Source organism: Bradyrhizobium genosp. P (assembly GCF_049949265.1).
Classification (GTDB): Bacteria; Pseudomonadota; Alphaproteobacteria; order Rhizobiales; family Xanthobacteraceae; genus Bradyrhizobium.
This window is the reverse complement of record NZ_CP188195.1, coordinates 219917-245856: the sequence shown is the minus strand read 5'-3', so window position 1 is coordinate 245856 and position 25940 is coordinate 219917. Positions and strand designations below refer to the sequence as shown.

23 protein-coding genes are annotated in these 25940 nt (G+C 63.1%); 12 read left to right on the top strand and 11 right to left on the bottom strand.

Going from position 1 to position 25940, the window contains the following annotated elements:
* Window positions 1–35 precede the first annotated feature (35 nt).
* On the bottom strand, window positions 36–854 hold the full coding sequence (locus ACP2YO_RS01220) for an SDR family oxidoreductase (RefSeq protein ID WP_426438292.1): 819 nt from the start codon (window positions 852–854) through the stop codon (window positions 36–38).
* A gap of 95 nt (window positions 855–949) precedes the next feature.
* Here ACP2YO_RS01220 and ACP2YO_RS01215 point away from each other — a divergent pair, with 95 nt between their 5' ends.
* The 4 genes from ACP2YO_RS01215 (at window position 950) to holA (ending at window position 6476) form a co-directional block, all read left to right on the top strand.
* Complete coding sequence (locus tag ACP2YO_RS01215) at window positions 950–1873, top strand: AraC family transcriptional regulator (RefSeq protein ID WP_426438290.1); 924 nt, start codon at window positions 950–952, stop codon at window positions 1871–1873.
* A 397-nt stretch (window positions 1874–2270) separates the two neighbouring features.
* Window positions 2271–4901, top strand: a complete 2631-nt coding sequence (leuS, locus tag ACP2YO_RS01210) for a leucine--tRNA ligase (protein ID WP_426438288.1) — start codon at window positions 2271–2273, stop codon at window positions 4899–4901.
* Window positions 4888–5439 (top strand): LPS assembly lipoprotein LptE, encoded by a 552-nt coding sequence (gene lptE, locus ACP2YO_RS01205; RefSeq protein WP_426438286.1) that lies wholly within the window; start codon window positions 4888–4890, stop codon window positions 5437–5439. The genes leuS and lptE overlap by 14 nt, the downstream gene beginning before the upstream one ends.
* Window positions 5440–5447: 8 nt before the next feature.
* Window positions 5448–6476 carry a DNA polymerase III subunit delta gene (holA, locus tag ACP2YO_RS01200; protein WP_426438284.1) on the top strand — a complete coding sequence of 343 codons (1029 nt, stop codon included), beginning with the start codon at window positions 5448–5450 and terminating at the stop codon, window positions 6474–6476.
* A gap of 15 nt (window positions 6477–6491) precedes the next feature.
* On the opposite strand, the gene ACP2YO_RS01195 is transcribed toward holA, so the two are convergent.
* The 7 genes from ACP2YO_RS01195 to hemJ form a co-directional block, all read right to left on the bottom strand.
* Window positions 6492–7376: a ParB/RepB/Spo0J family partition protein gene (locus ACP2YO_RS01195; RefSeq protein WP_426438282.1), complete on the bottom strand. Its 885-nt coding sequence runs from the start codon at window positions 7374–7376 to the stop codon at window positions 6492–6494.
* Between the two features lie 156 nt (window positions 7377–7532).
* A complete protein-coding gene (locus tag ACP2YO_RS01190) occupies window positions 7533–8384 on the bottom strand; it encodes a ParA family protein (RefSeq protein ID WP_426438280.1) in 852 nt (283 codons plus the stop codon).
* A gap of 31 nt (window positions 8385–8415) precedes the next feature.
* Complete coding sequence (rsmG, locus tag ACP2YO_RS01185; protein WP_426438278.1) at window positions 8416–9072, bottom strand: 16S rRNA (guanine(527)-N(7))-methyltransferase RsmG; 657 nt, start codon at window positions 9070–9072, stop codon at window positions 8416–8418.
* Between the two features lie 55 nt (window positions 9073–9127).
* The gene (gene mnmG / locus ACP2YO_RS01180) at window positions 9128–11011 is read right to left on the bottom strand and encodes a tRNA uridine-5-carboxymethylaminomethyl(34) synthesis enzyme MnmG (RefSeq protein ID WP_426438276.1); all 1884 of its coding nucleotides are present in this window, start codon (window positions 11009–11011) and stop codon (window positions 9128–9130) included.
* Between the two features lie 185 nt (window positions 11012–11196).
* Window positions 11197–12531 (bottom strand): tRNA uridine-5-carboxymethylaminomethyl(34) synthesis GTPase MnmE, encoded by a 1335-nt coding sequence (mnmE, locus tag ACP2YO_RS01175; protein WP_426438274.1) that lies wholly within the window; start codon window positions 12529–12531, stop codon window positions 11197–11199.
* A 312-nt stretch (window positions 12532–12843) separates the two neighbouring features.
* Window positions 12844–14109, bottom strand: a complete 1266-nt coding sequence (gene rho / locus ACP2YO_RS01170; protein ID WP_426438272.1) for a transcription termination factor Rho — start codon at window positions 14107–14109, stop codon at window positions 12844–12846.
* 257 nt (window positions 14110–14366) lie between these two features.
* Window positions 14367–14789, bottom strand: a complete 423-nt coding sequence (gene hemJ, locus ACP2YO_RS01165; protein ID WP_426438270.1) for a protoporphyrinogen oxidase HemJ — start codon at window positions 14787–14789, stop codon at window positions 14367–14369.
* 443 nt (window positions 14790–15232) lie between these two features.
* On the opposite strand from hemJ, the gene ACP2YO_RS01160 reads away from it, so the two are divergent.
* From ACP2YO_RS01160 to dnaQ, 4 genes are read left to right on the top strand one after another with little or no spacing between them, the layout of a single operon-like run.
* Entirely contained in the window at window positions 15233–16069 is an 837-nt protein-coding gene (locus tag ACP2YO_RS01160) for a pyruvate, water dikinase regulatory protein (RefSeq protein ID WP_426438269.1), read from the top strand.
* Window positions 16070–16076: 7 nt separating this feature from the next.
* Window positions 16077–16685 (top strand): Maf family protein, encoded by a 609-nt coding sequence (locus tag ACP2YO_RS01155; protein ID WP_426443509.1) that lies wholly within the window; start codon window positions 16077–16079, stop codon window positions 16683–16685.
* Between the two features lie 41 nt (window positions 16686–16726).
* Window positions 16727–17326 (top strand): dephospho-CoA kinase, encoded by a 600-nt coding sequence (gene coaE / locus ACP2YO_RS01150; protein ID WP_426438268.1) that lies wholly within the window; start codon window positions 16727–16729, stop codon window positions 17324–17326.
* A gap of 27 nt (window positions 17327–17353) precedes the next feature.
* Window positions 17354–18073 (top strand): DNA polymerase III subunit epsilon, encoded by a 720-nt coding sequence (dnaQ, locus tag ACP2YO_RS01145; RefSeq protein ID WP_426438267.1) that lies wholly within the window; start codon window positions 17354–17356, stop codon window positions 18071–18073.
* Window positions 18074–18148: 75 nt separating this feature from the next.
* Here the strand turns inward: dnaQ and secB are convergent, their stop codons facing one another.
* Window positions 18149–18631, bottom strand: coding sequence for a protein-export chaperone SecB (secB, locus tag ACP2YO_RS01140; RefSeq protein WP_426438266.1), 483 nt, complete (start codon window positions 18629–18631; stop codon window positions 18149–18151).
* Window positions 18632–19050: 419 nt separating this feature from the next.
* On the opposite strand from secB, the gene ACP2YO_RS01135 reads away from it, so the two are divergent.
* From ACP2YO_RS01135 to ACP2YO_RS01125, 3 genes are all read left to right on the top strand, one after another.
* Window positions 19051–19755: a Tim44/TimA family putative adaptor protein gene (locus ACP2YO_RS01135; protein WP_426438265.1), complete on the top strand. Its 705-nt coding sequence runs from the start codon at window positions 19051–19053 to the stop codon at window positions 19753–19755.
* Window positions 19756–19900: 145 nt separating this feature from the next.
* Window positions 19901–21379: a murein transglycosylase A gene (gene mltA / locus ACP2YO_RS01130; RefSeq protein WP_426438263.1), complete on the top strand. Its 1479-nt coding sequence runs from the start codon at window positions 19901–19903 to the stop codon at window positions 21377–21379.
* Window positions 21376–21969: a Smr/MutS family protein gene (locus ACP2YO_RS01125; RefSeq protein ID WP_426438262.1), complete on the top strand. Its 594-nt coding sequence runs from the start codon at window positions 21376–21378 to the stop codon at window positions 21967–21969. The genes mltA and ACP2YO_RS01125 overlap by 4 nt, the downstream gene beginning before the upstream one ends.
* A gap of 2 nt (window positions 21970–21971) precedes the next feature.
* Here ACP2YO_RS01125 and ACP2YO_RS01120 read toward each other — a convergent pair whose 3' ends face one another.
* Window positions 21972–23096 (bottom strand): hypothetical protein, encoded by a 1125-nt coding sequence (locus tag ACP2YO_RS01120; protein WP_426438261.1) that lies wholly within the window; start codon window positions 23094–23096, stop codon window positions 21972–21974.
* 200 nt (window positions 23097–23296) lie between these two features.
* Here ACP2YO_RS01120 and ACP2YO_RS01115 point away from each other — a divergent pair, with 200 nt between their 5' ends.
* Window positions 23297–24337, top strand: coding sequence for an IS110 family transposase (locus tag ACP2YO_RS01115; RefSeq protein ID WP_426437609.1), 1041 nt, complete (start codon window positions 23297–23299; stop codon window positions 24335–24337).
* Between the two features lie 297 nt (window positions 24338–24634).
* On the opposite strand, the gene hslU is transcribed toward ACP2YO_RS01115, so the two are convergent.
* A complete protein-coding gene (gene hslU, locus ACP2YO_RS01110; protein ID WP_426438260.1) occupies window positions 24635–25939 on the bottom strand; it encodes an ATP-dependent protease ATPase subunit HslU in 1305 nt (434 codons plus the stop codon).
* Between the last annotated feature and the right edge of the window lies 1 nt (window position 25940).

Genomic DNA, 25940 nt, shown 5'->3' with positions numbered 1-25940 from the left:
ACGACTTGGCGCCACCAGCATCGATGGCGCGACAGCTATTGCGGCGGAATCTCATGCGCCCGGCGCTGCACTGCCAGGAAGTCATCTTCGCTCAATCCGGCCCGCATCTTTGCGTTGGCCACCGAATCGGCTCCGGCCGGATAGCGGAGGATGACGCCGGCGTCGTTGGCGGCCCGAAGGACCGCGTTGGCAACGTCTTCGAGAGTCGTCGTGGCTGCGGGAAGATTGCTCATCCGGGCGTTGAGCAGCAGCTGGTAAGGTGCCGGGAACGAGCTCGCGTCGTTGAACGCCATCATGCTCGCTCGGAACTTGGTGTCCGGTCCGTAGCCAGGCTCCACCAGCTTCACATGGATGCCGAACGGCGCGAGCTCATGATAAAGTGCTTCCGAGAAGCCCTCGACGGCTGTTTTGGTGGCCGTGTACACAGAAACCAGAGGCGAGGGACTGAAGACGACGCTGGATGTCACGTTGACGATCGTGCCCGAACCGCGCTCACGCATGTGCGGGACGATGGCGTGAACCATTGCGATGGTGCCAAGCGTGTTGGTTTCGAACAAGCGACGGGTCAACTCGTCCGAGGTCGTTTCGAGCGGCATGAATGCTCCAAAGCCGGCATTGTTGACGAGGACGTCGACGCCGCCGAAGGCACTGATCGCCTCGTTGACACCAGCCCGAACGCTCTCCGCATCCGTCACGTCGAGCGCAATCACGCGCAGATTGGTGGTGTTTGCGCTGAACAGGCCTCCTTGAGGTTGGCGCATAGTCGCAATGACGTTCCAGCCGTTGTCGAGGAAGAGTTGTGCGGTCGCTTGGCCGAATCCGGACGAGCTTCCGGTGATCAGAACCGTTTTCATGCGTTGCCATCCTTGTGAGACTGGGATGGAAGCTAGCTATCCAGACCTGGACGGTCTATAATCCAACGTTCACGTTTCTTTATGGATCGTACGGAATGGACCCGCTTTCGTCCCTTGTCGCGCTGATGCGCCCGCAAACCGTTGTATCAAAGCTGGTGAGTGGCTCGGGCCGCTGGGGAGCCCGCTATCGTCGCTCGGGCACCCCGGGGTTTGGTGTCGTCGTGACCGGCAAATGCCACTTCCAGGCTAACGGTTGCGAGGCTGTCGAACTGCGCGAAGGCGATTTCATCTTGTTGCCGACCGGGCCAGGCTTCGTGATCGCAAGTGATCCGGATGTCGAACGAGACGAGATGCAGGACTGCCCGGCATCCGCGATTCTCGCAGAGACCCATTTTGGTCCCGATACCGCCACGCCCGATTTCCGGCTCCTCGGAGGGTATTTCGGGTTCAGCGCACCCAACTCGGAAATGCTGACGCAGGTCCTGCCGGCACAGCTTCATATCAAACGCACCGACAACACCGCGCGCAGGATTGCCGATACCATAGGCTCGCTGAGAGGCGAAGCGCTCGACGAGCGACCCGGACGCGACCTCATCATCGAGCGCCTGATCGAAGTCATGCTGATCGAAGCGCTGCGCTACAGCGAGGCAGCGGTCCGCCCTGGACTGCTTAACGGCCTGGTGGACGATCGCCTTGGGCGCGCGCTGAAGAGCTTTCACGCCAATGTCGCGCATCCCTGGAGCGTCGCGTCGCTGGCCGAGGAAGCGGGCCTTTCGCGGACCGCCTTCAGCGAACGCTTCACCCGCCTCGTCGGCATGCCTCCGATGACCTATCTCTTCAAATGGCGGATGGCCGTCGCCAAGGATATCCTCCAGAGAGAACGAGTACCGCAGGAAATTGTCGCCGCGACAATCGGTTATCAATCCGCCAGCGCCTTCAGTACGGCCTTCCGCAGGGAGGTAGGACAAGCTCCGGGCGAGTATATACGGGCCAATTCGACGCTTACCCTGCGGGGATGAACCTGTCGCGTGGACCCGAAACTGCGCCCCACCCACCCCTGTCATCGCCCGACTTGATCGGGCGACCCAGTATTCCAGAGACAGTCGTTATTGAGCCGATCGGCCGCGGCGTACTGGGTCACCCGCCGGAGCCTGTCATCGGGCGCCGCTCCGCGCCGACCCGTTGGCGGGTGACGACACCGGATGGGTCTTTAAGCCTGACCATAAAGCTCCGGGTGGCCAGTTTGGCCATCCGCACCCAAGGGTCCCTCGTCCTCCCCCTGCGGCAGGAGCAGAGCCGCAGCACCAGCGATGAGGGTTTCGAGGGGCCCAAACCGTTGACCCCATAGGCGTTTTTATGGCCTAGTCCGCCGTCCCCAGATGGGGCCCCAAAAACCACCAAAAGCCCTGCGATTTCATGACCTCCGAACGCTACAACGCCCGTGAATCCGAGCCCCGCTGGCAAGCCGCCTGGGACGAAAACGCGATCTTCGTCTCCAAGAATGACGATCCGCGGCCGAAATACTACGTGCTCGAGATGTTTCCCTATCCGTCCGGGCGCATCCATATCGGGCATGTCCGAAACTATACGCTGGGCGATGTGCTGGCGCGGTTCATGCGCGCCAAGGGCTTCAACGTGCTGCATCCGATGGGCTGGGATGCATTCGGCCTGCCGGCGGAGAACGCCGCCATCGAGCGCAAGGTGGCGCCGAAGGCCTGGACCTACGACAACATCGCCGCCATGAAGAAGCAGCTGCGGTCGATCGGGCTGTCGCTCGACTGGTCACGCGAATTCGCGACCTGCGACCCCAGCTACTACAAGCATCAGCAGAAGCTGTTTTTGGACTTTTTGCGCGCCGGCCTCGCCGAGCGCGAGAAGCGCAAGCTGAACTGGGATCCGGTCGACATGACCGTGCTCGCCAACGAGCAGGTGATCGACGGCAAGGGCTGGCGCTCGGGCGCCGTCGTCGAGCAGCGCGAGATGAGCCAATGGGTCTTCAAGATCACGAAGTACGCGCAGGAGCTGCTGGACGCGCTTGATGGCCTGGACCGCTGGCCCGACAAGGTGCGGCTGATGCAGCGCAACTGGATCGGCCGGTCGGAGGGCCTGCTGATCCGCTTCGCACTGGATCCGGCGACGACGCCGGCCGGCGAAAACGAGCTGAAGATCTTCACCACGCGGCCGGACACGCTGTTCGGTGCGAAATTCATGGCGATTTCGGCCGATCATCCGCTGGCCCAGGCCGCGGCGGCGAAGAATCCGGAGCTTGCCGAGTTCATTGCCGAGACCAAGCGGATCGGCACCGCGCAGGAAATCATCGACACCGCCGAGAAGCAGGGCTTCGACACCGGCATCAGGGCGATCCATCCATTCGATCCGAGCTGGAAATTGCCGGTCTACGTCGCGAACTTCGTGCTGATTGAATACGGCACCGGCGCGATCTTCGGCTGTCCGGCACACGACCAGCGCGACCTCGACTTCGTCAACAAATACGGACTCGGCAACATTCCGGTGGTCTGCCCCGAAGGCCAGGACCCGAAGACGTTCGTGATCACGGATGTCGCCTATGACGGCGACGGCCGCATGATCAACTCGCGCTTCCTCGACGGGATGACGATCGAAGAGGCCAAGGAAGACGTCGCCAAGCGCCTGGAAAGCGAATTGCGCGGCAATGCACCGGTCGCCGAGCGACAGGTGAATTTCCGGCTGCGCGACTGGGGCATTTCGCGGCAGCGCTACTGGGGCTGCCCGATTCCGATCATCCACTGTCCGACATGCGACCTGGTGCCGGTGCCGGACGACCAGCTGCCGGTGACGCTGCCGGAGGATGTGAGCTTCGACAAGCCGGGCAATGCGCTCGACCATCACCCGACCTGGAAGCACGTCACCTGCCCGCAGTGCGGTGGCAAGGCGGTGCGCGAAACCGACACAATGGACACCTTCGTCGACTCGTCCTGGTATTTTGCGCGCTTCACCGACCCCTGGAACGAGACCGCACCGACCACGCGCGCGGTGGTGGATCGGCTGATGCCGGTCGACTGGTACATCGGCGGCGTCGAGCACGCGATCCTGCACTTGCTGTATGCGCGCTTCTTTACCCGGGCGATGAAGGCGACCGGCCACATCGCCTTCGATGAACCGTTCGCGGGCCAGTACACCCAAGGCATGGTCGTATACGAGAGCTACCGGAAGGCCGATGGCGCCTATGTCACGCCGGCCGAGGTCACGGTTGAAACCGGCAGCAACGGCCGCCGCGCCGTGCTCACCGCGACCGGCGAAGAGGTGACAATCGGCCCGATCGAGAAGATGTCGAAGTCGAAGAAGAATACCGTCGACCCCGACGACATCATCGCGAGCTACGGCGCCGACGTCGCGCGCTGGTTCATGTTGTCGGACTCGCCGCCGGACCGCGATGTGATCTGGAGCGACGAGCGTATGCAGGGCGCGTCGCGCTTCGTGCAGCGGCTGTGGCGGCTGGTGAACGACTCGGTTGAGATCGCTAGATCGGCGCCCGCGGAGCGGCCGGTCGAGTTCGGGCCCGAGGCACTCGGTTTGCGCAAGGCGGCCCATGGCGCGCTCGACAAGGTATCGTCCGGCATCGAACGGCTGCACTTCAACGTTTGTCTGGCTTATATCCGCGAATTCGCCAACGCGCTGGCGGAGGTGCTGGCCAAGGAGGCCTCAGGCCAACCCGGTCCGGATGTCGCCTGGGCGGTCAAGGAAGCCGCCGTCATCCTTGTTCAACTGTTTTCACCCATGATGCCGCATCTGGCCGAGGAGTGCTGGGCACTTCTGGGCCAGAACGGGCTGGTTTCGGAGGCCCATTGGCCCCAAATCGAACGTGATTTGCTGGTCGAAGACAGCGTGACCCTGGTGGTCCAGGTTAACGGCAAGAAGCGGGGTGATGTTACCGTGCCACGGGTCGCCCAAAATGCGGATATAGAGGCTGCCGTTTTGGCGCTCGATGCGGTAAAACTCGCTTTGGGCGGCAAGCCCGTCCGCAAGGTGATCGTAGTGCCCATGAGGATCGTCAATGTTGTCGGCTAGGATCAGGATCGCCGCCAGGCTGGTTGCCGTGGTCGCCTTGGCCACGCTGACGGCCGGCTGCTTCAAGCCGATGTATGCCGAACACACCGACGGCACGCCCGACCTGCGCGAAAAGCTGATGGGCGTGGAGGTGCCGCCGGTCGACAAGGCGAACGCCTCCCGCGAGGCCCGCGTCGGCGTCGAGATCCGCAATGCGCTCGCCTTCAAGCTCTATGGCAATGCCACCGGCATGCCGCCGACGCATCGGCTGGTGCTGAGGTTCAACAGCAGCCGCTCGTCGCTGATGGTCGATACCAACACCGGCCTGCCGACCAGCGAGAATTACGGCCTCGACGCGCAGTTCAACCTGGTCGAGATCGCGTCCAACAAGTCCGTGATGAGCGGCACCACCTTCTCGCGCGTCTCCTATGACATCCCTGGCTCCTATCAGCGCTTCGCCCGCGCGCGGGCCTTCCGCGACGCCGAGGACCGCGCCGCGCAGGAGATCGCCGATAACATCCAGACCCGGCTGGCGGCCTTCTTCTCCGCCGGGACCTGATCACTTCATTGGTCGCGCTCCGCGGAAAAGAGATCGACAATTTCCTCGCCCGGCCCGACGCCGGCCGCCCGATCATCCTGCTCTACGGTCCGGACGCGGGCCTGGTGCGCGAGCGCGCCGACGCGCTGATCGCCTCCGCGGTCGATGATCCCAACGACCCATTCTCGCTGGTGCGGCTTGACGGTGACGACCTCGCCGCCGAGCCATCGCGTTTGGTTGACGAGGCGATGACGGTGCCGCTGTTCGGCGGCCGCCGCGCCATCCGTGTCCGCGCCGGCTCGCGCAATTTTGCCAGCGGCGTCGATACGCTGGCCGACTCAGCCTTGAAGGATTGCCGGATCGTGATCGAGGCCGGCGAGCTGCGGCCGGAAGCGCCGCTGCGCAAGGCCTGCGAACGCGCCAAGACCGCGGTCGCGATCGGCTGCTATCCCGACACCGAGCGCGATCTGGCGAAACTGATCGAGGACGAGCAGCGCGTCTCCAATCTGCGGCTGGCGCCGGATGCACGCGCGGTGCTGATGTCGCTGCTCGGCGGCGACCGCCAGGCTTCGCGCAACGAACTGCGCAAGCTTGCCCTGTTCGCGCACGGCAAGGGCGAGATCACGCTCGATGACGTGATGACTGTCGTGTCTGATGCTTCCGAGCTGAAGCTCGATCCGATTGTCGATGGCGCCTTTGCCGGTAACCCTGGACTGGTCGAGAGCGAGTTCGCGAAGGCGATGGTCGCCGGCACCTATCCCGGCGTGATCATCTCGGCAGCCCAGCGCCAGGCGGCGTGGCTGCACAAATCCGCGCTCACAGTCGCCGAAGGCACGCCGGTGTCGGCCGTGCTCGAGGGCGGATTTCCGCGGCTGCACTTTTCGCGCAAGGCCGTCGTCGAGATCGCGCTACGCAATTTCAGCGCGCCGCGGCTGGTCGGCATCATCGATCAGCTCGCGATCGCCGCCCTCGACATGCGTAAGCAGGCCTCGCTCGCCGCCGCCATCGCTCAGCGCGCGCTGCTGTCGATCGCGGCCAATGCGAAACGGAGGGGATGAGCTCGGCAGATGCCGCTAACCGCCTTCCAGCCGCCGCACCACCTCATCGAGCTGCTCGAGGTTGCGGTAGCTGATCTGGACGGAGCCGCCGGGGTCGCGGTGGCTGATCGTGATGGTGAGGCCGAGCGCGTCACTGACGCGCTTCTCCAGCGCGATGGTGTCGGCGTCCTTCGACTTGGCCGCACCGCCGGCGCGCGCCTTCTGCGGCTTGCGCTCCGGCACGCCCTCCTCATGCGCCAGCGCTTCGGTCTGGCGGACGTTGAGGCCTTCGGCGACGATGCGCTTGGCGGCCGCGAGCGGATCGGGCACGCCGATCAGCGCGCGGGCATGTCCGGCGGACAGGTCGCCCTTGGCGATCAGCGCCTGCACCTCGCCCGGAAGCTTGGTCAGCCGCATCATGTTGGCGACATGGCTGCGGCTCTTGCCGACGATCTTGGCGATGTCTTCCTGGCTGCGTTTGAACTCGTCGGCGAGCGCGTGATAGCCCTGCGCCTCTTCCATCGCGTTGAGGTCTTCGCGCTGGACGTTCTCGATGATCATGATCTCGAGCGCGTCGGAATCGCTGACCTCGACCGGCACGATCGGCACTTCGTGCAGGCCGGCGAGCTGCGAGGCGCGCCAGCGGCGCTCGCCGGCGATGATCTCAAAGCGGTCCTGCACACCCTTGATCGCGCGCACCACGATCGGCTGGATCACGCCGCGCTGCTTGATCGACTCGGCGAGCTCACCGAGCTCGGCGTCGGCGAAGCTGCGCCGCGGATTGCGCGGATTGGCCTTGAGGAATTCGATCGGCACCTTGCGCTGTCCGCGCGGCCGCTCGACATGCGCGGCCTCGCCGCCGACATCCCCGATCAGACTTGCAAGCCCGCGCCCCAGTCGCGAACGCGCTTCGTCGGCCATCGCCAGCTCCCTTGGATTCACTCGCAGTACTCCGGAAACAGAATTTCAATTGGATCGGCCTGTAGGGTGAGCAAAGGCGCACTCGCGCCGTGCCCACCGCCCAGTCACGAAATCATGGTGGGCACGCTTCGCTTTGCCCACCCTACGAATTGCGGCTCACTCCGTGCGCAGCTCGCGCTCGCGCTGGATCACTTCGGTGGCGAGCTTCAGATAGGCTTCGCTGCCGACACATTTGAGATCGTAGACCAGCACCGGTTTGCCGTAGGACGGCGCTTCCGAGATGCGGACGTTACGCGGGATCATCGTGTTGTAGACTTTGTTGCCCATGAACTGGCGCACGTCGGCGACGACCTGGTTGGAGAGGTTGTTGCGCGAGTCGAACATGGTCAGCACGATGCCGTGGATCGACAGGTTCGGATTGAGCGTCGAGCGCACCTGCTCCACGGTCTGCAACAATTGCGACAGACCTTCGAGCGCGAAGAACTCGCACTGCAGCGGCACCAGGATCGCATCCGACGCCGCCATCGCGTTCACCGTCAGCAGATTGAGCGACGGCGGGCAGTCGATCAGCACGTAGGTGTAATCCGAATCCGGGGAGACGTTGGTGTTCAGCCCGGCGATCGCGTCGCGCAGCCGGAACGCGCGGCCCGGCGTGGTGCCGAGTTCGAGCTCGAGGCCGGAGAGATCCATGGTGGAGGCTGCGATGTTCAGGCGTGGCACCGCGGTCGCGACCACGGCATCGCGCAGCGGCGCTTCGCCGATCAGCACGTCGTAGGTCGAGCAGTTGCGGTTGCGGCGATCGATACCAAGGCCCGTCGAGGCGTTACCCTGCGGGTCGAGGTCGACGATCAGGACACGCTCGCCAATCGCAGCGAGTGCCGTGCCGAGATTGATCGCTGTGGTAGTCTTGCCGACGCCGCCCTTCTGGTTGGCGAGCGACAGAATGCGCGGATGGGCGGCCAGCTGCGGCGCCCTATCCTCTTGATAAACCTCGTCCATCACAGTCATACCCAAATACCATCTGCTGCCGCGGAGTTCCCTAGCGCCGCTCGATTGACCCGAGTTCGACGATCCAGCCGTGTCCGCCCGTACGGCTGGAATGAAGCTTTGGCTCGATATTCCAATATTTAGTGGCCTCGGTCAATTCAACCTCTACATCTTGACCCTTGAGAAACAGTGCTTTTGCACCCTTTCGCACCCACGGTTCCGCGAAACCGATGAGTTGATGTAACGGAGCCAGCGCCCGCGCAGTGACGCAATCGATGGAGCCTGCGATTCTATCCACACTATCCCCGATGTCAGCCAGATGCACCGTCCCCGGCGCCCCCGTCACGCGAATCGCTTCGCGCAGGAATGCCGCCTTCTTGGCGATTCGTTCGACCAAGTGGATCGAGGCATCAGGCGTTTCGGCTAACGCGCAGGCCAGGACGACTCCCGGAAAGCCGCCGCCGCTGCCGAGATCGATCCAAGCTTTCGCCGACGGCGCGAGGCTCATCAGCTGCAGCGAATCGGAGATATGGCGCGTCCAGAGATTCGGAAGCGTCGATGGTGCCACGAGATTGGTCTTGGCCTGCCATTCCAGGAGGAGCGCAATGTAGCGATCGAGCCGCGCCTCCGTTTCACGTGAAACAGGCGTGAGGGCCAGCGCCGCGGCCTTATCGGCTGACGATTGGAGGGACCCGGCTGCTTTGGTCATGTTCCTCAGGCTTCACCAGTGGTCGGACAGACGGGGCCCCGTTTCACGTGAAACGTTACGCAGTCGCCCTTGCGGTCTTCCGCCGGTTCTCGCGCCGCAGATAGGCCGCCAGAATGCCGAGCGCCGCGGGGGTCATGCCGTCGATGCGGCCGGCCTGCCCAACGGTCCGCGGCTGCGTCCTCTCGAGCTTGGCGCGGGCTTCGTTCGAAAGACCGGGAACGTTGGCATAATCGATATCGGCCAGGACAAGGCCTTCATCGCGCCGGAAGGCGTCGACGTCGGCGGTTTGACGCTTCAGGTAGACATCGTATTTGGCGTCGATCTCGAGATGGACCGCAATCGCAGGGGCAATGGCCGACAGCTCGGGCCAGATTGCCTGGACGGCGGCCCACTCGATCTCGGGATAGGCCAGCAGCTCGAAGGCCGAGCGACGGTGACCATCCCGATTGAGCGAAAGCCCGTGCTTGGCGGCTTCGTTCGGCGTGATCGAGAGCGACTTCGCCAAGGCCTTCGCCCCGTCCAGCGCCGCCATCTTGGTTCGGTGGCGTTCCGAGCGGGCGGCTCCGACGCATCCAAGCGCGATACCCTTATCGGTGAGCCGCTGGTCGGCATTGTCCGCCCGCAGCGTCAGCCGGTACTCCGCGCGCGAGGTGAACATGCGGTAGGGCTCGGTGATCCCGCGGGTCACGAGATCGTCGATCATCACACCGAGGTAGCCGTCGGCGCGGTCGAACACGATCGGATCGGCACCGCTTGCGGTCAATGCTGCGTTGAGGCCCGCAACAATGCCCTGCCCGGCAGCCTCTTCGTATCCGGTGGTGCCGTTGATCTGACCGGCTAGGAACAGCCCGCGAAGGCGCTTGGTCTGCAGGGTCGGATCGAGCTCCCGGGGATCGACATGGTCGTACTCGATGGCGTAGCCCGGTCGGACCATCTTGACCCGCTCCAGGCCAGGAATACTGGCCAGGATCGCAAGCTGAACTTCCTCCGGCAGCGAGGTCGAGATGCCGTTCGGGTAGACGGTGGGGTCGTCGAGTCCTTCGGGCTCAAGGAAGATCTGGTGGCCGTCGCGATCGCCGAAGCGGACGATCTTGTCCTCGATCGAGGGGCAATAGCGTGGCCCGCTGCTCTTGATCTGCCCGGAATACATCGGCGAGCGATGCACATTGGCTCGGATCACCTCATGGGTCGCGGGTGTGGTCCGTGTAATGCCGCACTGGATCTGAGGCGTCGTGATACGGTCGGTCATCACCGAAAACGGCTCAGGCGGATCGTCTCCGGGCTGCATTTCGACCGCCGACCAGTCAATCGTGGTGCCGTCGAGGCGTGGCGGGGTGCCGGTCTTGAGCCGACCCAAGGTGAAGCCCATTCGCTCGAAAGACGCCGAAAGACCCATGGCCGGCGCCTCGTCGACCCGGCCAGCCGGCCAGTTCTTCTCACCGAGATGGATCAGACCACGCAGAAAGGTGCCGGTGGTGATCACGACGGCGCCGGCGGAGACAAGCCGGCCGTCCCCGAGGCGAATGCCGGTCACACGTCCGTCGGACACAATCAGCTCGTCAGCTTCGCCTTCGATGACGCTGAGGTTCTCGGTCTCGGATATCGCGGCCTGCATGGCGACCGCATAAAGCTTCCGGTCAGCCTGGGCCCGAGGTCCACGGACGGCTGGGCCTTTCCGGCGGTTGAGCATCCGGAACTGGATGCCCCCGGCATCGGCAGCCCGGCCCATCAAACCGTCAAGGGCATCGACCTCACGCACCAGGTGACCCTTACCAAGCCCTCCGATGGCGGGATTGCACGACATCGCGCCGACCGTCGCGAAGCGGTGGGTGACCAGCGCCGTCCGCGCGCCCATGCGGGCAGAAGCAGCCGCGGCTTCACAGCCTGCATGACCGCCGCCGATGACGATGACGTCAAATGGGTCCACCGGTGAATTCATGGCGGGACTTCTATATCGGAGTGATGAAAGCCGGAAGAAGGAAGTTAGGGCGGTAGCTGTTTCACGTGAAACAGGGCTTGGATCTCGAACCGAGGGTGTTTCACGTGAAACGGAACTCTCCAAGAGCCAGGAACCGACATCTGTTTCACGTGAAACACGCGTGTCGGTCTCCGAGCAAAGCAATATTACTTGCCCACGCAGAATTCCCGAAAGATGACGTCGAGGATGTCTTCGACGTCGACCCGTCCGAGCAAGCGACCGAGGGAATAGGCGGCCCTCCGGAGCTCCTCCGCTGCAAGCTCCTCGCCCTGTCCGACCACTTGGATGCTGCGGCTGAGCGACTCAACGGTCTCCTGCAAAAATCCACGTTGTCGCGCCCGGCCGATTAAGGCGCCCTCGCCGGTCCCGAAATAATCCCGGGCGAAGTCGACCAGCGCAGCGATCAGCTCCGGGAGTCCGTCGCCCCGCGCCGCCGAGATCCTGAGCTGCGGTCCCGCCCCGCCCTTGCCTGGTGCGACCGTTCCTGCGGCGTCCAGATCGATCTTGCTGTGCACCAGCCAGACTGGTGTGGCCCCCTGGCCCGCAGCGCTGTCGCCCGCACGGTCCGTGAGCCACAGCACGAGGTCCGCTTCGGCAGCACGCGCACGGGCACGGCGGACGCCTTCCTGCTCGACGGGATCATCGGTCTCGCGAATGCCGGCGGTATCGATCACAGTGACAGGATAGCCATCGAGATCCAGCTGCACTTCGATGATGTCGCGCGTGGTCCCGGCATGCGGCGAGACGATCGCGACCTCGCGCCGCGCGAGCTGATTGATCAGTGTTGACTTGCCGACATTCGGTGGCCCGGCGATCGCGACCACCAGGCCATCCCGCAGCCGTTCACTTTGGCCCTGCGCCGCAAGGACTTTTTGAATCTCGTCGTGAAGCGATCGGACCTTTGCCAACGCCGGCGCGATCAGCTCAGCCGGCACATCGCCCTCGTCCGAAAAATCGATGCCGGCCTCGATCAATGCCGACGCCGCGATGATCCGCTCACGCCAGTCGCGCGCGCGACCGCCGAGCAGGCCTTTCAGCTGACGCAGCGCCTGCCGCCGCTGCCGGTCGGTGTCCGCGTGAATGAGATCGTCGAGCGCTTCGGCTTCGGTCAGGTCGAGCTTGCCATTCTCGAAGGCGCGGCGGGTAAATTCGCCCGGCTCGGCGACGCGCACGTTCTCAAACTCAGCCAGCGCGTTGAACATTGCCGCCAGGACCGCGCGTCCGCCATGGATCTGAAATTCAGCGACGTCCTCCCCGGTCGCGCTGGCCGGGCCGGGGAACCACAGGACAACGGCATCGTCGATCGGCTGACGATCCGAACGGCGAAGCAGCGCGCGAGTCGCCATCCGCGGGATCAGCATCTTGCCGGCCAGCGCCGAGACGACCGACTCGGCCATTGGACCAGACACCCTGACGATGGCGATCGCGCTCGGTGGCCGGCCGGACGATAGTGCAAAGATGGTTTGGTCGCGCGGATGCATGCCCTATTTGGTCCCGCACTTTGGCAAAGGCAACGCCGTTTCTTCTCCCCCTGAGGCGGAGGATATATTGCGGTGCAATATAACCAGATTCTACTGCAGCAATTATGCTGCGGAAACCGCCCAACGCGCCGGACTATTGCAGGCGACGCAACAATAAATATAATTATATCAATATCTTACGCACAGATAGCTCGGATAGACCGGTTCAATTTCTGCTGCACCTCTGCTGCAGCAATACCGCAGCATGAAAAAGGGCGCTCCGATCCAGCGAAGCGCCCTTTTCGTCTCAGGCCGTAGCCTCAGGTATTCGCCTCAAGTATTCATGGAGTCGAAGAACTCCGAGTTGCTCTTCGTGTTCCGGAGCTTGTCGAGCAGGAAGTCGATCGCGTCCATGGTGCCCATCGGGTTGAGGATGCGGCGCAGGACGTACATCTTCTTCAGCACCTGCGGATCGGTGATCAGCTCTTCCTTGCGGGTGCCGGAGCGCGAGATATCGATCGCCGGGAAGGTCCGCTTGTCCGAGACCTTGCGGTCCAGGATCAGCTCGGAGTTACCGGTGCCCTTGAACTCTTCGAAAATGACTTCGTCCATGCGGCTGCCGGTATCGACCAGCGCGGTCGCGATGATGGTCAGCGAACCGCCCTCCTCGATGTTGCGTGCGGCACCGAAGAACCGCTTCGGGCGCTGCAGCGCGTTGGCGTCGACACCGCCGGTCAGCACCTTGCCGGATGACGGCACCACGGTGTTGTAGGCGCGGCCTAGGCGCGTGATCGAGTCAAGAAGGATCACGACATCGCGGCCGTGCTCAACGAGCCGCTTGGCCTTCTCGATCACCATCTCAGCGACCTGGACGTGACGCACGGCGGGTTCGTCGAAGGTGGACGACACCACCTCGCCCTTCACCGAGCGCTGCATGTCCGTGACTTCTTCCGGGCGCTCGTCGATCAGCAGCACGATCAAATAGCATTCGGGATGATTGGCGGTGATCGAGTGCGCGATGTTCTGCATCAGCACCGTCTTGCCGGTGCGCGGCGGCGCCACGATCAGCGCGCGCTGGCCCTTGCCGATTGGCGCGACGATGTCGATCACCCTTGCAGAAAGGTCTTTCTTGGTCGAGTCCTCAAGCTCCATGCGGAAACGCTGATTGGGAAACAGCGGCGTGAGGTTGTCGAAATTGACCTTGTGCTTCGACTTTTCCGGGTCTTCAAAATTGAGGGCGTTGACCTTGAGCAGCGCGAAATAGCGTTCGCCTTCCTTCGGGCTGCGAATGTGGCCTTCGACCGTATCGCCGGTGCGCAGGCCAAAACGGCGGATCTGCGACGGTGAAACGTAGATGTCGTCTGGGCCAGGCAGGTAGTTCGCGTCAGGCGAACGAAGGAAGCCGAAGCCGTCGGATAAAACCTCGACGACGCCTTCGCCGATAATATCGGTCTCGGCGATCGCGAGCTGCTTGAGGATGGCAAACATCAGCTCCTGCTTACGCATGGTGCTGGCATTTTCGACCCCATTCTCTTCCGCAAACGAGACGAGCTCAGCCGGCGTTTTAGATTTGAGGTCCTGAAGTTTAATTTCCCGCATTGGGGTAGTCCTGTGAGGAAGTAAGTTGGGAAGGGATGCGAGGTGGCTTTGAAAAAAAGCGGACGCCGAAGGGAAGGTCCGCAGGTCTCAGCCAGGAAAGTGCCGATGAGGCTTCAAACCTGATGCGGCGGCCGGTCCAAGAAAAAGACCGAAACGCAACCACATCCGCCTGCGTGGGGTGGGATTACGCCTATATAGAAAATCGATTGGTACTCCGCAAGAAGGACTGAAGCCCGCTTCCTAGGCATCGTGAACGTCTAGAACGGCTTCACTACCACCAGAATCACGATCAGGATCATCAGAAGCGTCGGCACCTCATTGATAATACGGTAGAATTTCTGACTTCTTTGATTCCGGTCCGCGGCGAAGTCTTTCACGCAGCGGGAAAAAAAGCCGTGGATACCGGAGAGAACGAGCACTAGCGTCAATTTGGCGTGAAACCAGCCCGATAGGTACCAGTGTCCGGCCCAGACCAGATACAGGCCAGCCAGCCAAGTCACGACCATTGCGGGATTGATGATCCCCTTCAAAAGCCGCCGTTCCATGACCTTGAACGTCTCGGACTGCTTCGAGCCGGCTTCCGCTTCGCAATGATAGACGAACAGTCGCGGCAGATACAGCATGCCAGCCATCCAGGAGATGACGGCGATGATGTGCAGCGCCTTGATCCACTCGTACATCGCGGGTGCCTTTCAGGGAACAGCTCGGGCGGTCTCAGCGTTGCAAGCAAAGCTCTTCGAGCGAGGGACCGATACTTATCCGCATGCTCGGCTTTCCTAAACCTATAAATTTTAGAATCTTAGTTTGAGTCTAAGTGACCGTGGATTAGACTCATAAAAAACCGTCCAGCCGTTCTCGGCAGTTTCTCCACATCCCTCAACATCTCGGCGGGCACGCCTGGTCATCCGGATTCGTCGGTTTGACTCAATTGCTTGCGGCGGGCTGTGGCCAGCTTATCAAGAGACAAATCCACACATGTTCACTATCATCGCTCCCGGTGATTTTGATTTATCCTCTCAAGAGGCGCTGTGCAGAAAAGGATGAGATATACAGGAGCCGGTCCTTGGCCCCGGAATCTCCTCCCCGGCCTCCACAGCGACTCACAGGATAGGCAGGGGTTTTGGTGGCCACGAGCTCGAACTATTTCCATCTGCATCTGGTGTCGGATTCGACCGGCGAGACGCTGATCACCGTGGCGCGTGCGGTCGCCGCGCAATATGCCAACGTCACCGCAGTCGAGCATGTCTATCCGCTGGTGCGCAGCCAGAAGCAGCTTGATCGTGTGCTCGACGAGATCGAGGAATCGCCCGGGATCGTGCTGTTCACATTGCTGGAGAAGGATCTCGTTGGCCGGCTCGAAGGCAAGTGCAAGGAAATCAACGTTCCTAGTCTGTCGATCATTGGGCCGGTGATGCAATTGTTCGAGGCGTATCTGGGTGCCGGGACTACGGGCCGCGTCGGTGCGCAGCACGTGCTCAACGCGGAATATTTCCGCCGCATCGATGCGCTGAATTTCACCATGATGCATGACGACGGACAGCAGGTCGAAGGCCTTGAGGAGGCCGATGTCGTGCTGGTTGGCGTGTCGCGCACGTCGAAGACGCCGACTTCGATCTATCTTGCCAACCGCGGCATCCGTACGGCGAACGTGCCCCTGGTGCCGGGCATCCCGCTGCCGCATCAGCTCGAGACATTGAAGAAGCCGCTGGTGGTCAGCCTGCATGCGACACCGGAGCGACTGATCCAGGTCCGGCAGAACCGTCTACTCAGCATGGGTGACCGCGACAACGACACCTATATCGACAAACAGGCGGTGGCTGACGAAGTCGCCTTCGCGCGGCGGCTCAGCGCAAAGTTCAATTGGGCGCTGCTCGACGTGACACGGCGCTCAATCGAAGAGACTGCGGCGGCGATCATGAAGCTCTATGCCGATCGCCAGCGCGCACGGCCGCTGGAATAACCGTCTCATGAGCATCTGGCGTGGACAAAAGAAGCTGGTCCTGGCGTCGCAAAGCCGTGCGCGACGTATGTTGCTGGAAAACGCCGGTCTCGATTTCGAGGCGCTGCCGGCCGACATCGACGAGCGCGCGGTGCAGAAAAGCTCCGGTCGCACCGCGCCGGCCGAAATCGCATCGCTGCTGGCATGTGAAAAAGCGCTGTTCGTATCCCGACAGAAGCCAGGCCAATTTGTAATCGGCGCCGACCAGACGCTGGCACTGGGGCCGCGGATGTTCAGCAAGCCGGCCGGCCGTGCGCAAGCTGCCGAGCAGTTGGGCCTGCTTGCAGGCCAGGTCCATGAGTTGCATTCGGCCGTGGCGGTGGCGCGGGATGGCAAGATCCTGTTCTCGGATGTCAGCGTCGCACGCATGGCGATGCGGGCATTGACCGAAAACCAGCTCGACGCTTATCTCGACAAGGCTGGCGATGCCGTGACGACCAGTGTCGGCGCCTATCAGCTCGAGGGCCTGGGCGTGCACTTGTTTGAGCGTATAGAGGGCGATCATTTTACCATTCTCGGCATGCCGCTGTTGTCGCTGCTTGCGTTCCTGCGAAGCGAGCAACTGCTCGCGGTGTGAGACGCCGATGAAGAGCAGGGTGATGGAAAGACGCTGATCCGATGTTGATCCTTGGACTGACCGGCTCGATCGGGATGGGAAAATCCACCACGGCGAAGCTGTTCATGGAAGCCGGTGTGCCGGTCTATGACGCGGATGCGGCCGTGCATCAATTGTACGAGGGCGAGGCAGCGCCGGCGATCGAGGCCGCCTTTCCCGGTACCACCGCCGGCGGCAAGGTCGATCGTGCAAAGCTCTCGGCGCGGGTGGTGCACGACGCGCCGGCAATGAGGCAGCTCGAGCAGATCGTGCACCCGATGCTGGGAGCCTCTCGCCAGAAATTCTTCGCCGATGCCGAGACCGCTGACGCGCCGGTTGTCGTCGTCGATGTGCCGCTCCTGTTCGAGACCGGCGGAGAAAAGCGTGTCGATGCGGTCGTCGTCGTCACCACCTCGCCGGAGCTGCAGCGCGAGCGTGTGCTGGCGCGGGGCACCATGGATGCCGAGAAACTCGATGCCATCATCGCGCGGCAGATGCCGGACGCGGAGAAGCGCAAGCGCGCGGATTTCATAGTGGATACCTCGCACGGACTTGATCCCGTGCGCGCGCGTATCCGCGACATTCTGGATGAGGTTGTTAAGATGCCGAGGCGGCGCACCTGATTCGCCGCTTTTCCGGTCCTATATCTCATGCGCGAAATCGTTCTCGATACCGAAACCACCGGCCTTGATCCGCTGCGCGGCGACCGCCTGGTCGAGATCGGCTGCGTGGAGATGTACAATCGCATGCCGACCGGGCAGAGCTATCACGTCTACATCAATCCCGAGCGTGACATGCCGGCGGAAGCTTTTGCCGTGCATGGCCTGTCGACCGAATTCCTGGCCAGCAAGCAGCTGTTTCACGAGGTGGTCGACGAGTTCCTGGCCTTCATCGGTGATACGCCGCTGGTGATCCACAACGCATCCTTCGACATCAGCTTCATCAATGCCGAGCTCGATCGCATCAAGCGGCAGGCCATCCCGAAGGACCGCCTGGTCGACACGCTGCTGCTGGCGCGCCGCAAGCATCCCGGTGTGTCGAACCGGCTTGATGATCTCTGTTCGCGCTATTCGATCGACAACTCGCGCCGGACCAAGCACGGCGCGCTGCTCGACGCCGAGCTGCTCGCCGAGGTCTATATCGATCTGATCGGAGCGCGGCAGTCGCAGCTCATCCTGGCTTCCGAGACATCGGACACGCGCGCCGGCAGCCATAGCGACACACCGCGGCGGCAGCGGGAGATTCCACTGGCGGCGCGGGTCAGCGACGCCGACCGCGAGGCGCACCGGGCCTTTGTCGCGACCTTGGGCGACAAACCGATCTGGAATGACTATTTGCCGCCGGCACTGGTGGCTGCCCCGGCCGCCTAAAGACGTTTCGGCCCTGATTGGATCAGAGCCGAATTCGTTGGACGGTCGTTTCGCTTGAAAACGGCCTGGATCAGCTCAGTTGATGCCGGACGTGGCCTGGGCGGCAGCCTGCCGCTCCATGTTCTGGCGGTAGAGACCGACAAAATCGACCGGATCGAGCATTAAGGGCGGGAAGCCACCGTCGCGGACCGAGGTCGCGACAATCTCGCGCGCGAACGGGAACAGCAGTCGCGGGCACTCGATCATGACCAGCGGGTGCAGGTTCTCCGCTGGAACATTCACAATCCGGAACACGCCGGCATAGGCCAGATCGAAGCTGAACATCACCTTTCCGGCGCTCTCAGCCTTGCCCTCGACCGACAGAATCACCTCGAACTCGTTTTCCGAGAGGTTGTTGGCGGAGACGTTGATCTGGATGTTGATCGCCGGCTGCTGCTGCTGTTGGCCGAGCGAGGCGGGCGCGTTCGGATTCTCGAACGACAAGTCCTTGGTGTATTGCGCCAGCACATTGAGCTGGGGCGGGGCCTGTTCGACGGGTGCGCCGTTGCCGTTGGTCATGAAATGTCTCCTGGAGCGGCGCTCGATGGACAGGATGTCCGACGGCACGCGTTAAGGTTTTGGGAATGCCGATGCCGCGCGAGTGGCTATCATAGGCCCGGCTCGGTCGACAAGGACGACAAGTCAAAGTGTGCCCGCCGGCTGCGGCAAATTCCAGTGCAAGGAGGGGTTGAGGCGGTCTGCCTCAGGCCTTAACGGCTGCCTAAATTATTGAATATGCGCGATTTCCTGATAGGAACGGGTTTCCCCCCGCCGGTAAAACGCGCTACAATTGCCCGTGCCAAAAAGCGCCATTGGCCGGGCATAGTTTCGTGCCTAGATGCAGCTGACCTGACCGGTGATGTAATCTCTGCCGTTCCCGACCGGGAACACTTGTACGGCCGGCCCGTTGCCGGCAGAGACCAGAAAGCGAATTCCACGTGGATATCTACACCATCATCTTCCTGGCGCTGGCTGTGTTCATCTTCCTGCGCCTGCGCAGCGTCCTCGGACAGCGCACCGGAAGCGAGCGGCCGCCCTACGATCGCGCCGCGCCCAACGTCTTGCAGCGCAGCCAGGACAACAATGTGGTTCCGATTCCAGGCTCGGTGATCGATCAGCCGCCGGCACCGCCGCCGGCCGGGCCTGCCGAACCGTCGGATCGCTGGAAGGGTGTCGCCGAGCCGGGCACGCCGCTGGCGCAGGGCCTCGACGCGATAGCCGCCCAGGACTCCTCGTTCGATCCGCAGCATTTCCTGTCCGGCGCGCGCTCGGCCTACGAAATGATCGTGCTGGCCTTTGCCAATGGCGACCGCCGTGCGCTGAAGGATCTATTGTCGCCCGAGGTCAATGACAGCTTCGAGGCTGCGATCAAGGATCGCGAAAAGCACGAGCAAAAGACCGAGACGCGGTTCGTCTCGATCGACAAGGCCGAGATCGTCAATGCGGAGACGCGCGACCGTTCGGCGCAGCTGACGGTCCGCTTCGTGTCGCAGATGATTTCAGTCACGCGCGACAAGGCGGGCACGATTGTCGACGGCAGTCCGGACAAGGTGGCCGACATCACCGACGTCTGGACATTCGCCCGTGACGCGACTTCCCGCGATCCGAACTGGAAGCTGGTTGGTACTGGAAGCGCTCACTAAACGTCTCAGCTATGGGCGCCTCGCCATTGCGTGTTGCGCATTGGCTGTCCTGTGTTCGACGGCGGCCATAGCGGCGCGCTACAGATACCATCGGCACGCTTCACCGCCCGAGCGAGCGCGCCAGATTCCATATCCCAATCTGGAATTGCCGCTGCAAGTCAGTGGCAGCCAGTATCAACCGCTGACCTGGGCCGATATCCCCGGCTGGAACGATGACGATCATCTCGCCGCCTACAAGGCATTTCGGACGAGTTGCAAGCCGATCGCTGCCCAGCAGGGCGTGCCGCTGGAATCCAAGGCGCTCGGAAGCTCACTGCGCGATCCCTGCCGGATCGCCAGGGGGCTCGAGCTCTCCGACAGCAGCAAGGCGAAGGACTTCTTCGAGCAGAATTTCGTGCCCTTGCGCATCTCGCGGCTCGGCGAAGACGCGGGCTTTGTCACCGGCTATTACGAGCCGGTGCTTGAGGGTTCGCGGACCCAGACCGATGTCTACAACGTCCCGGTCTATCGCCGTCCGTCCAACCTGTTCGTGCGCGGCAAGACGCAGGATTCGACCGGCCTGCCCAATGGTGGCGCGGTGTACCGCAAGATCGGCCGGCGCAAGCTCGTGCCCTATTACGATCGTGCCCAGATCGAGGATGGTGCGATCGCGGGTCGCGGCCTGGAGCTTTGCTGGCTCAAGAGCCAGACCGATCTGTTGTTCGCGCAGATCCAGGGCTCCGCGCGGATCAAGCTGACCGACGGCACCACGCTGCGCATCAACTACGACGCGCACAACGGCTATCCCTATACGGCGGTCGGACGCATTCTGATCGACCGCGGCATCATCCCGAAGGACCAGATGTCGATGCAGAAGATCAGGGAGTGGATGGAGCAGAATCCGGCCGGGGCTAACGAGCTGCGGCGACAGAATCGCTCCTACGTGTTCTTCCGCGAAGTTCGGCTGTCGGACAAGGATGAAGCGGTCGGCGCGCAGGGCGTGCCGCTGACGCCGGGCCGCTCGATCGCCGTCGACAAGGCGCTGCATGTCTATGGCACGCCGTTCTTCATCGAGGGCGAACTGCCGATCGACTCCGAGCAGTCGAAGACGCCGTTCCACCGGTTGATGATCGCGCAAGACACGGGATCTGCGATCACGGGCCCGGCGCGCGCCGACCTCTATTTCGGCGCGGGCGCGGACGCCGGCAAGGTATCGGGCCGGCTGCGGCACAACATGCAGTTCGTCATGCTGGTGCCGAAGGGTCTCGATCCCGTCACCCGTGGCCGCAAGCTGCCGATCCCGGACGAGCGGCCGTCGGCCAAGATCGCAAAGCTGTTTCCGCAGACCGATCCGCAAAAAGACAAGCCGGCAGCGAAGCGTGCGGATGTGCCGGCCGCGCCGGTCGGCAAGAGCGTGCCGATCGCCAAGAGTGCGGCAAAAGACACGGCCAACGCTGCGGCCAAAGGCCCCGTAGCCGTGAAGGATGTCGTACCCGCTACGCCCCCGGCGCCTCCTGCGCCGGCCCCTGTCGCGCAAGCAGCGTCTGTGGCAAAAGCGGTGCCGCTGCCGGAGGCCCGGCCCACCGTTCCGCAACCAGCGGAAAAGCGGCGCACCCGGCGCTATCGGCATCACCGCTATCAATGAAACGCCCCGCGCCGATTCCCGATCCCCCCGCTCCGTCGCGGCGCAGGCGTGCGCTGAGCGAAGAGGAACGCGTGCTGTGGGAGAGCGTAGCGAAACAGGTCAAGCCGCTACGCAAGAAGCCGGCGCCGGTGAAAGCGCATGCGGCATCTCACGATGCGGGCAGGCCTCAAATTGCCGCCAAACCTGTGCCGATCAAGCCTGCAGCGGCCGTGAAGGCCGCTCCGGCGCCACGGCCGCAAATGCCGCCGCTGGCGCCGATCGGCCGCCGCGATCGTGCAAAACTGTCGCGCGGAAAGCAGGAGATCGATGCCCGGCTCGATCTGCACGGCATGACGCAAACCCGCGCGCATCGCATGCTGTTCGCCTTCTTGCAGCGCGCCCACGGCGACGGGCTTACCTTTGTGCTCGTCATCACCGGCAAGGGCAAGGTCGGCGGTCCGGAGTCGGAGCGCGGGGTGTTGCGGCGCCAGGTGCCGGAGTGGCTCAGCCTGCCGGAATTCCGTTCGCTGGTCGTGGGCTTCGAGCAGGCCCATGTCGGCCATGGCGGTGAGGGCGCGCTTTATGTGCGGGTCCGACGCGCGCGCGCCTGAGATCAGAACGGCCGCACGATTCCGACGCGCGGGATCACCGTGACGATCCAGCCTGATATCGTCGTCTTGCGATCATCGGCCGGGATCACCGTGACGTCCTTCGACGCCGGCAGCATCTTCACGGCGTGCAGTATCAGGAACATGCAGACTGCCCAGTTCGAGATCCAGCGCGAATAGTCGAACACGATCGCGAACATCACGAGATAGGCAGCGCTGATCATGATAATCGCGGCGATCACAATCCGGCGGTGCAGCTCGCTTGCGAGCGCACGGATCAACCGCGCGAAATACTGCCACAGCGGCGTGTGCAGCCAGATCAGCAGCGCGAACACCGGGATGCCCAGGATGTTCGATGGCATCCGCGCCCAGGTATCGGCAAACTCCTTCGACAGCGGCTGATACCAGATGTAGCCGAACTGAAGCAGATCGGTCCGTGATGGATCGGCCATCCGGCTCTGCAGATGACGAAGGAATTCGTCATAGGGCACATCGACCGTGCCGACGAATTGCGCGACCAGGAACAGGATGCTAACCGCCGCAAGCGCCGCGATCCCGGCCGCCGCATTCCGCGGCGTCACGCCCTGCACCAGGTAGAACCGCAGCACGACGATCGCCGCGATGGTCGGTACGTACATCAGGACGAAGATGTGGTGGACCAGGATCAGCACGATCGAGAACAGGGCCGCCACCAGCACATAGGCAACCGAGCGCGCCGGGACCAGCAGCAGCACGATCGCCAGCGCGCAGCCATAGATGTCGAAATGGCCGAGCGTATGCATGAAATTCTTCAGGAAGAACGGCGATCCCGCGATGAAGACGAACAGCGGCCAATGCGCATCATCGAAGCCGAATGTGCGGTGGAAGAGCTTTATGAACAGGCCGAGCGTGATCAGCCAGATCGCGCCGGCCAGCGCAAACACCAGCCACACCGGCACCTTGTCGGTGAACAACGAGACGATGGCGCCGATCAGCGCGCGCTTGGTGAAGCCGTAGTGATAGTCGACCAGCAGGTGGATGTAGGGAACGTAGGGCGGCAGCCTGATCTTGACGAGGAACACCCCGAGCAGCACGGCGGCATTGACGACCACCATCAACCGCCAAGGGTTTTCCCAGACCCGCAGATTCATCAATCGTCCACCGCGTCGTCCCGGCGAAGGCCGGGACCCGTAACCACGAAAGCTAGTTGTAAAGGGATTGTCGGCCCAAGTCTTTTATCGGCTCAAGTCTTTGTCAACGCGGGCCGCGGTGGTTGATGGTGTGGACGGCCCCCTACGGCATCAGTGTGCCAGAATGAGGTTGTTGCAAATCTCAGACAAGGGAGCCGTCCGTGAGAGAGATTATCCGCATTGGAATGGATACGTCGAAGTATATTTTTGTGCTGCATGGGGTTGATGCGGCGGAACAGCCTGTGTTGCGCAAGAAGCTTGCGCGCAAGCAGGTGCTGGAGTTCTTCGCCAAGTTGCCGCCGACCGTGATCGGGATGGAGGCCTGCGGGGCCTCGCACCATTGGGCACGGGAGCTTCGCAAGCTGGGCCACGAGGTGAAGTTGATGGCGCCGCAATTGGTGAAGCCCTATGTGTCGCGGAACAAGAACGACGGTCGGGATGCGGAGGCGCTGTGTGAAGCGATGAGCCGGCCGAGCATGCGGTTCGCGCCGGTCAAGACGGTCGAGCAGCAGGCCGCGCTGATGCTGACGGGTGTCCGCGCTGGATTGATCGCCCGGCGCACCCAGCTCGGCAATATGATCCGCGGCCATGCGGCGGAGTTTGGCCTGATCGGGGCCCAAGGGACCGACAAGATCGAGCCGCTGCTGGCGCGGATTGCGCAGGACGAGACGCTTCCTGCCCTGGCACGCGAGCTGTTTACGGTGCTGGGCCGCGACTACACCAGACTCGTGGGCGAGCTGCAGGAGATCGAAGCCAGATTGATGGCCTGGCACCGCTCCGACGCCGTGGGCCGGCGTCTGGCGCAGATCCCTTCTGTCGGGCCGATCGTTGCAACGACGCTCGTGATGAAGACACCCGATCCCCATGCTTTCCGCTCCGGCCGTCACTTCGCAGCCTGGCTCGGCCTCACCCCCCAGGATCACTCCACCGCCGGCAAAACCAGGCTTGGCAAGATCACGCGGGCGGGCGACGAGGACCTGCGCCGCCTGCTGGTGATCGGGGCAACGGCGGTCATCCAGCAGGCCAGACGCGGGCGCGGCCATCACTCGCGCTGGCTGCTGGCCCTGATCAAGCGCAAGCCACCGAAGCTTGCCGCCGTGGCGCTCGCCAACAAGGTGGCCCGCATCGCCTGGAAGCTGATGGCGACCGGCGAGAGTTATGACGCCGCACGGATCAATGCCACCGCGGCAGTCGCCGTCTAACAGATTGGCCGGCTGGCGGGCTCGCTCGTCAGCCGACCCGGAGCTGCAGGAGCAGATGGAGCGATCGATCGAGCAACGATGCGAGACAGTCCGTAGGACCCATCGGCCGTCAACAGGCCGCGTGGTTGTTTGGAACTCGCATCGCGCAAACCATCTTGGCCAGCGATCCATCCGATCGCACTCAAAAGGCCGGACATATGGATGCAAGCGATCCGATCCGCTCAAAAAGCTCTTGTGCCACGGGGGCCGTCCACATATGGGCCCCGGCCTTCGCCGGGACGACGGCGAGGGATCCGACTACAAAATAAACCGGCTCAGATCGGTGTTCTTGGCGAGATCGCCGACATGCTTGGTCACATAATCGGCGTCGACCTGGATGGTCTCGCCGTTGCGGTCGGGAGCCGTGAAGGAAATCTCGTCCAGCACCCGCTCCATCACGGTTTGGAGCCGCCGCGCGCCGATGTTCTCGACCGTCGAATTGACGGCGACGGCGACGTCGGCCAGTGCGTCGATCGCGCCGTCGGTGATGTTGAGCGTCACGCCCTCGGTCTTCAGCAGCGCGATATATTGCTTGATCAGCGACGCCTCGGGCTCGGTCAGGATACGGCGCATGTCGTCGCGGGTCAGCGCCTGCAACTCGACGCGGATCGGCAGGCGGCCCTGCAGCTCGGGCAACAGGTCCGACGGCTTTGCGATATGGAAGGCGCCCGAGGCGATGAACAGGATGTGGTCGGTTTTCACCGCACCATGCTTGGTCGAGACCGTGGTGCCCTCGATCAACGGCAGCAGGTCGCGCTGCACGCCTTCGCGCGAGACGTCACCGCCGGCGCGGTTCTCCCGCACGCAGATCTTGTCGATCTCGTCGAGGAAGACGATGCCGTTGTTCTCGACCGCGTTGATCGCCTCCAGTACCAGCTGGTCGGTATCCAGCAGCTTGTCGGATTCCTCGTTGACCAGGATCTCGTGCGAGCTTTCGACCGTCAGGCGGCGGGTCTTGCTGCGGCCGCCCATCTTGCCGAAGATATCGCCGAGCGAGACCGCACCCATCTGCGCGCCGGGCATGCCGGGAATCTCGAACATCGGCATGCCGCCGCCGGACGACTGGGTCTCGATCTCGATTTCCTTGTCGTTGAGCTCGCCGGCGCGCAGCTTCTTGCGGAACGATTCCCGCGTCGCGGCACTGGAGCTTGCGCCGACCAGCGCATCCAGCACGCGCTCTTCGGCGGCGAGCTGGGCACGGGCCTGGACGTCCTTGCGCTTGCGCTCGCGCACTTGTGCGATCGCGACCTCGACGAGATCGCGGATGATCTGCTCGACGTCGCGGCCGACATAGCCGACCTCGGTGAATTTGGTGGCTTCGACCTTGAGGAACGGGGCAGCCGCTAGCTTGGCCAGCCGCCGAGCGATCTCGGTCTTGCCGACACCGGTCGGCCCGATCATCAGGATGTTCTTGGGCAGAACTTCCTCGCGCAGGGAACCGGCAAGCTGCAGCCGCCGCCAGCGGTTGCGCAGGGCGATCGACACGGCGCGCTTGGCATCGGCCTGGCCGACGATGAAGCGGTCAAGTTCAGAAACAATTTCACGGGGGGAGAAGTCGGTCATT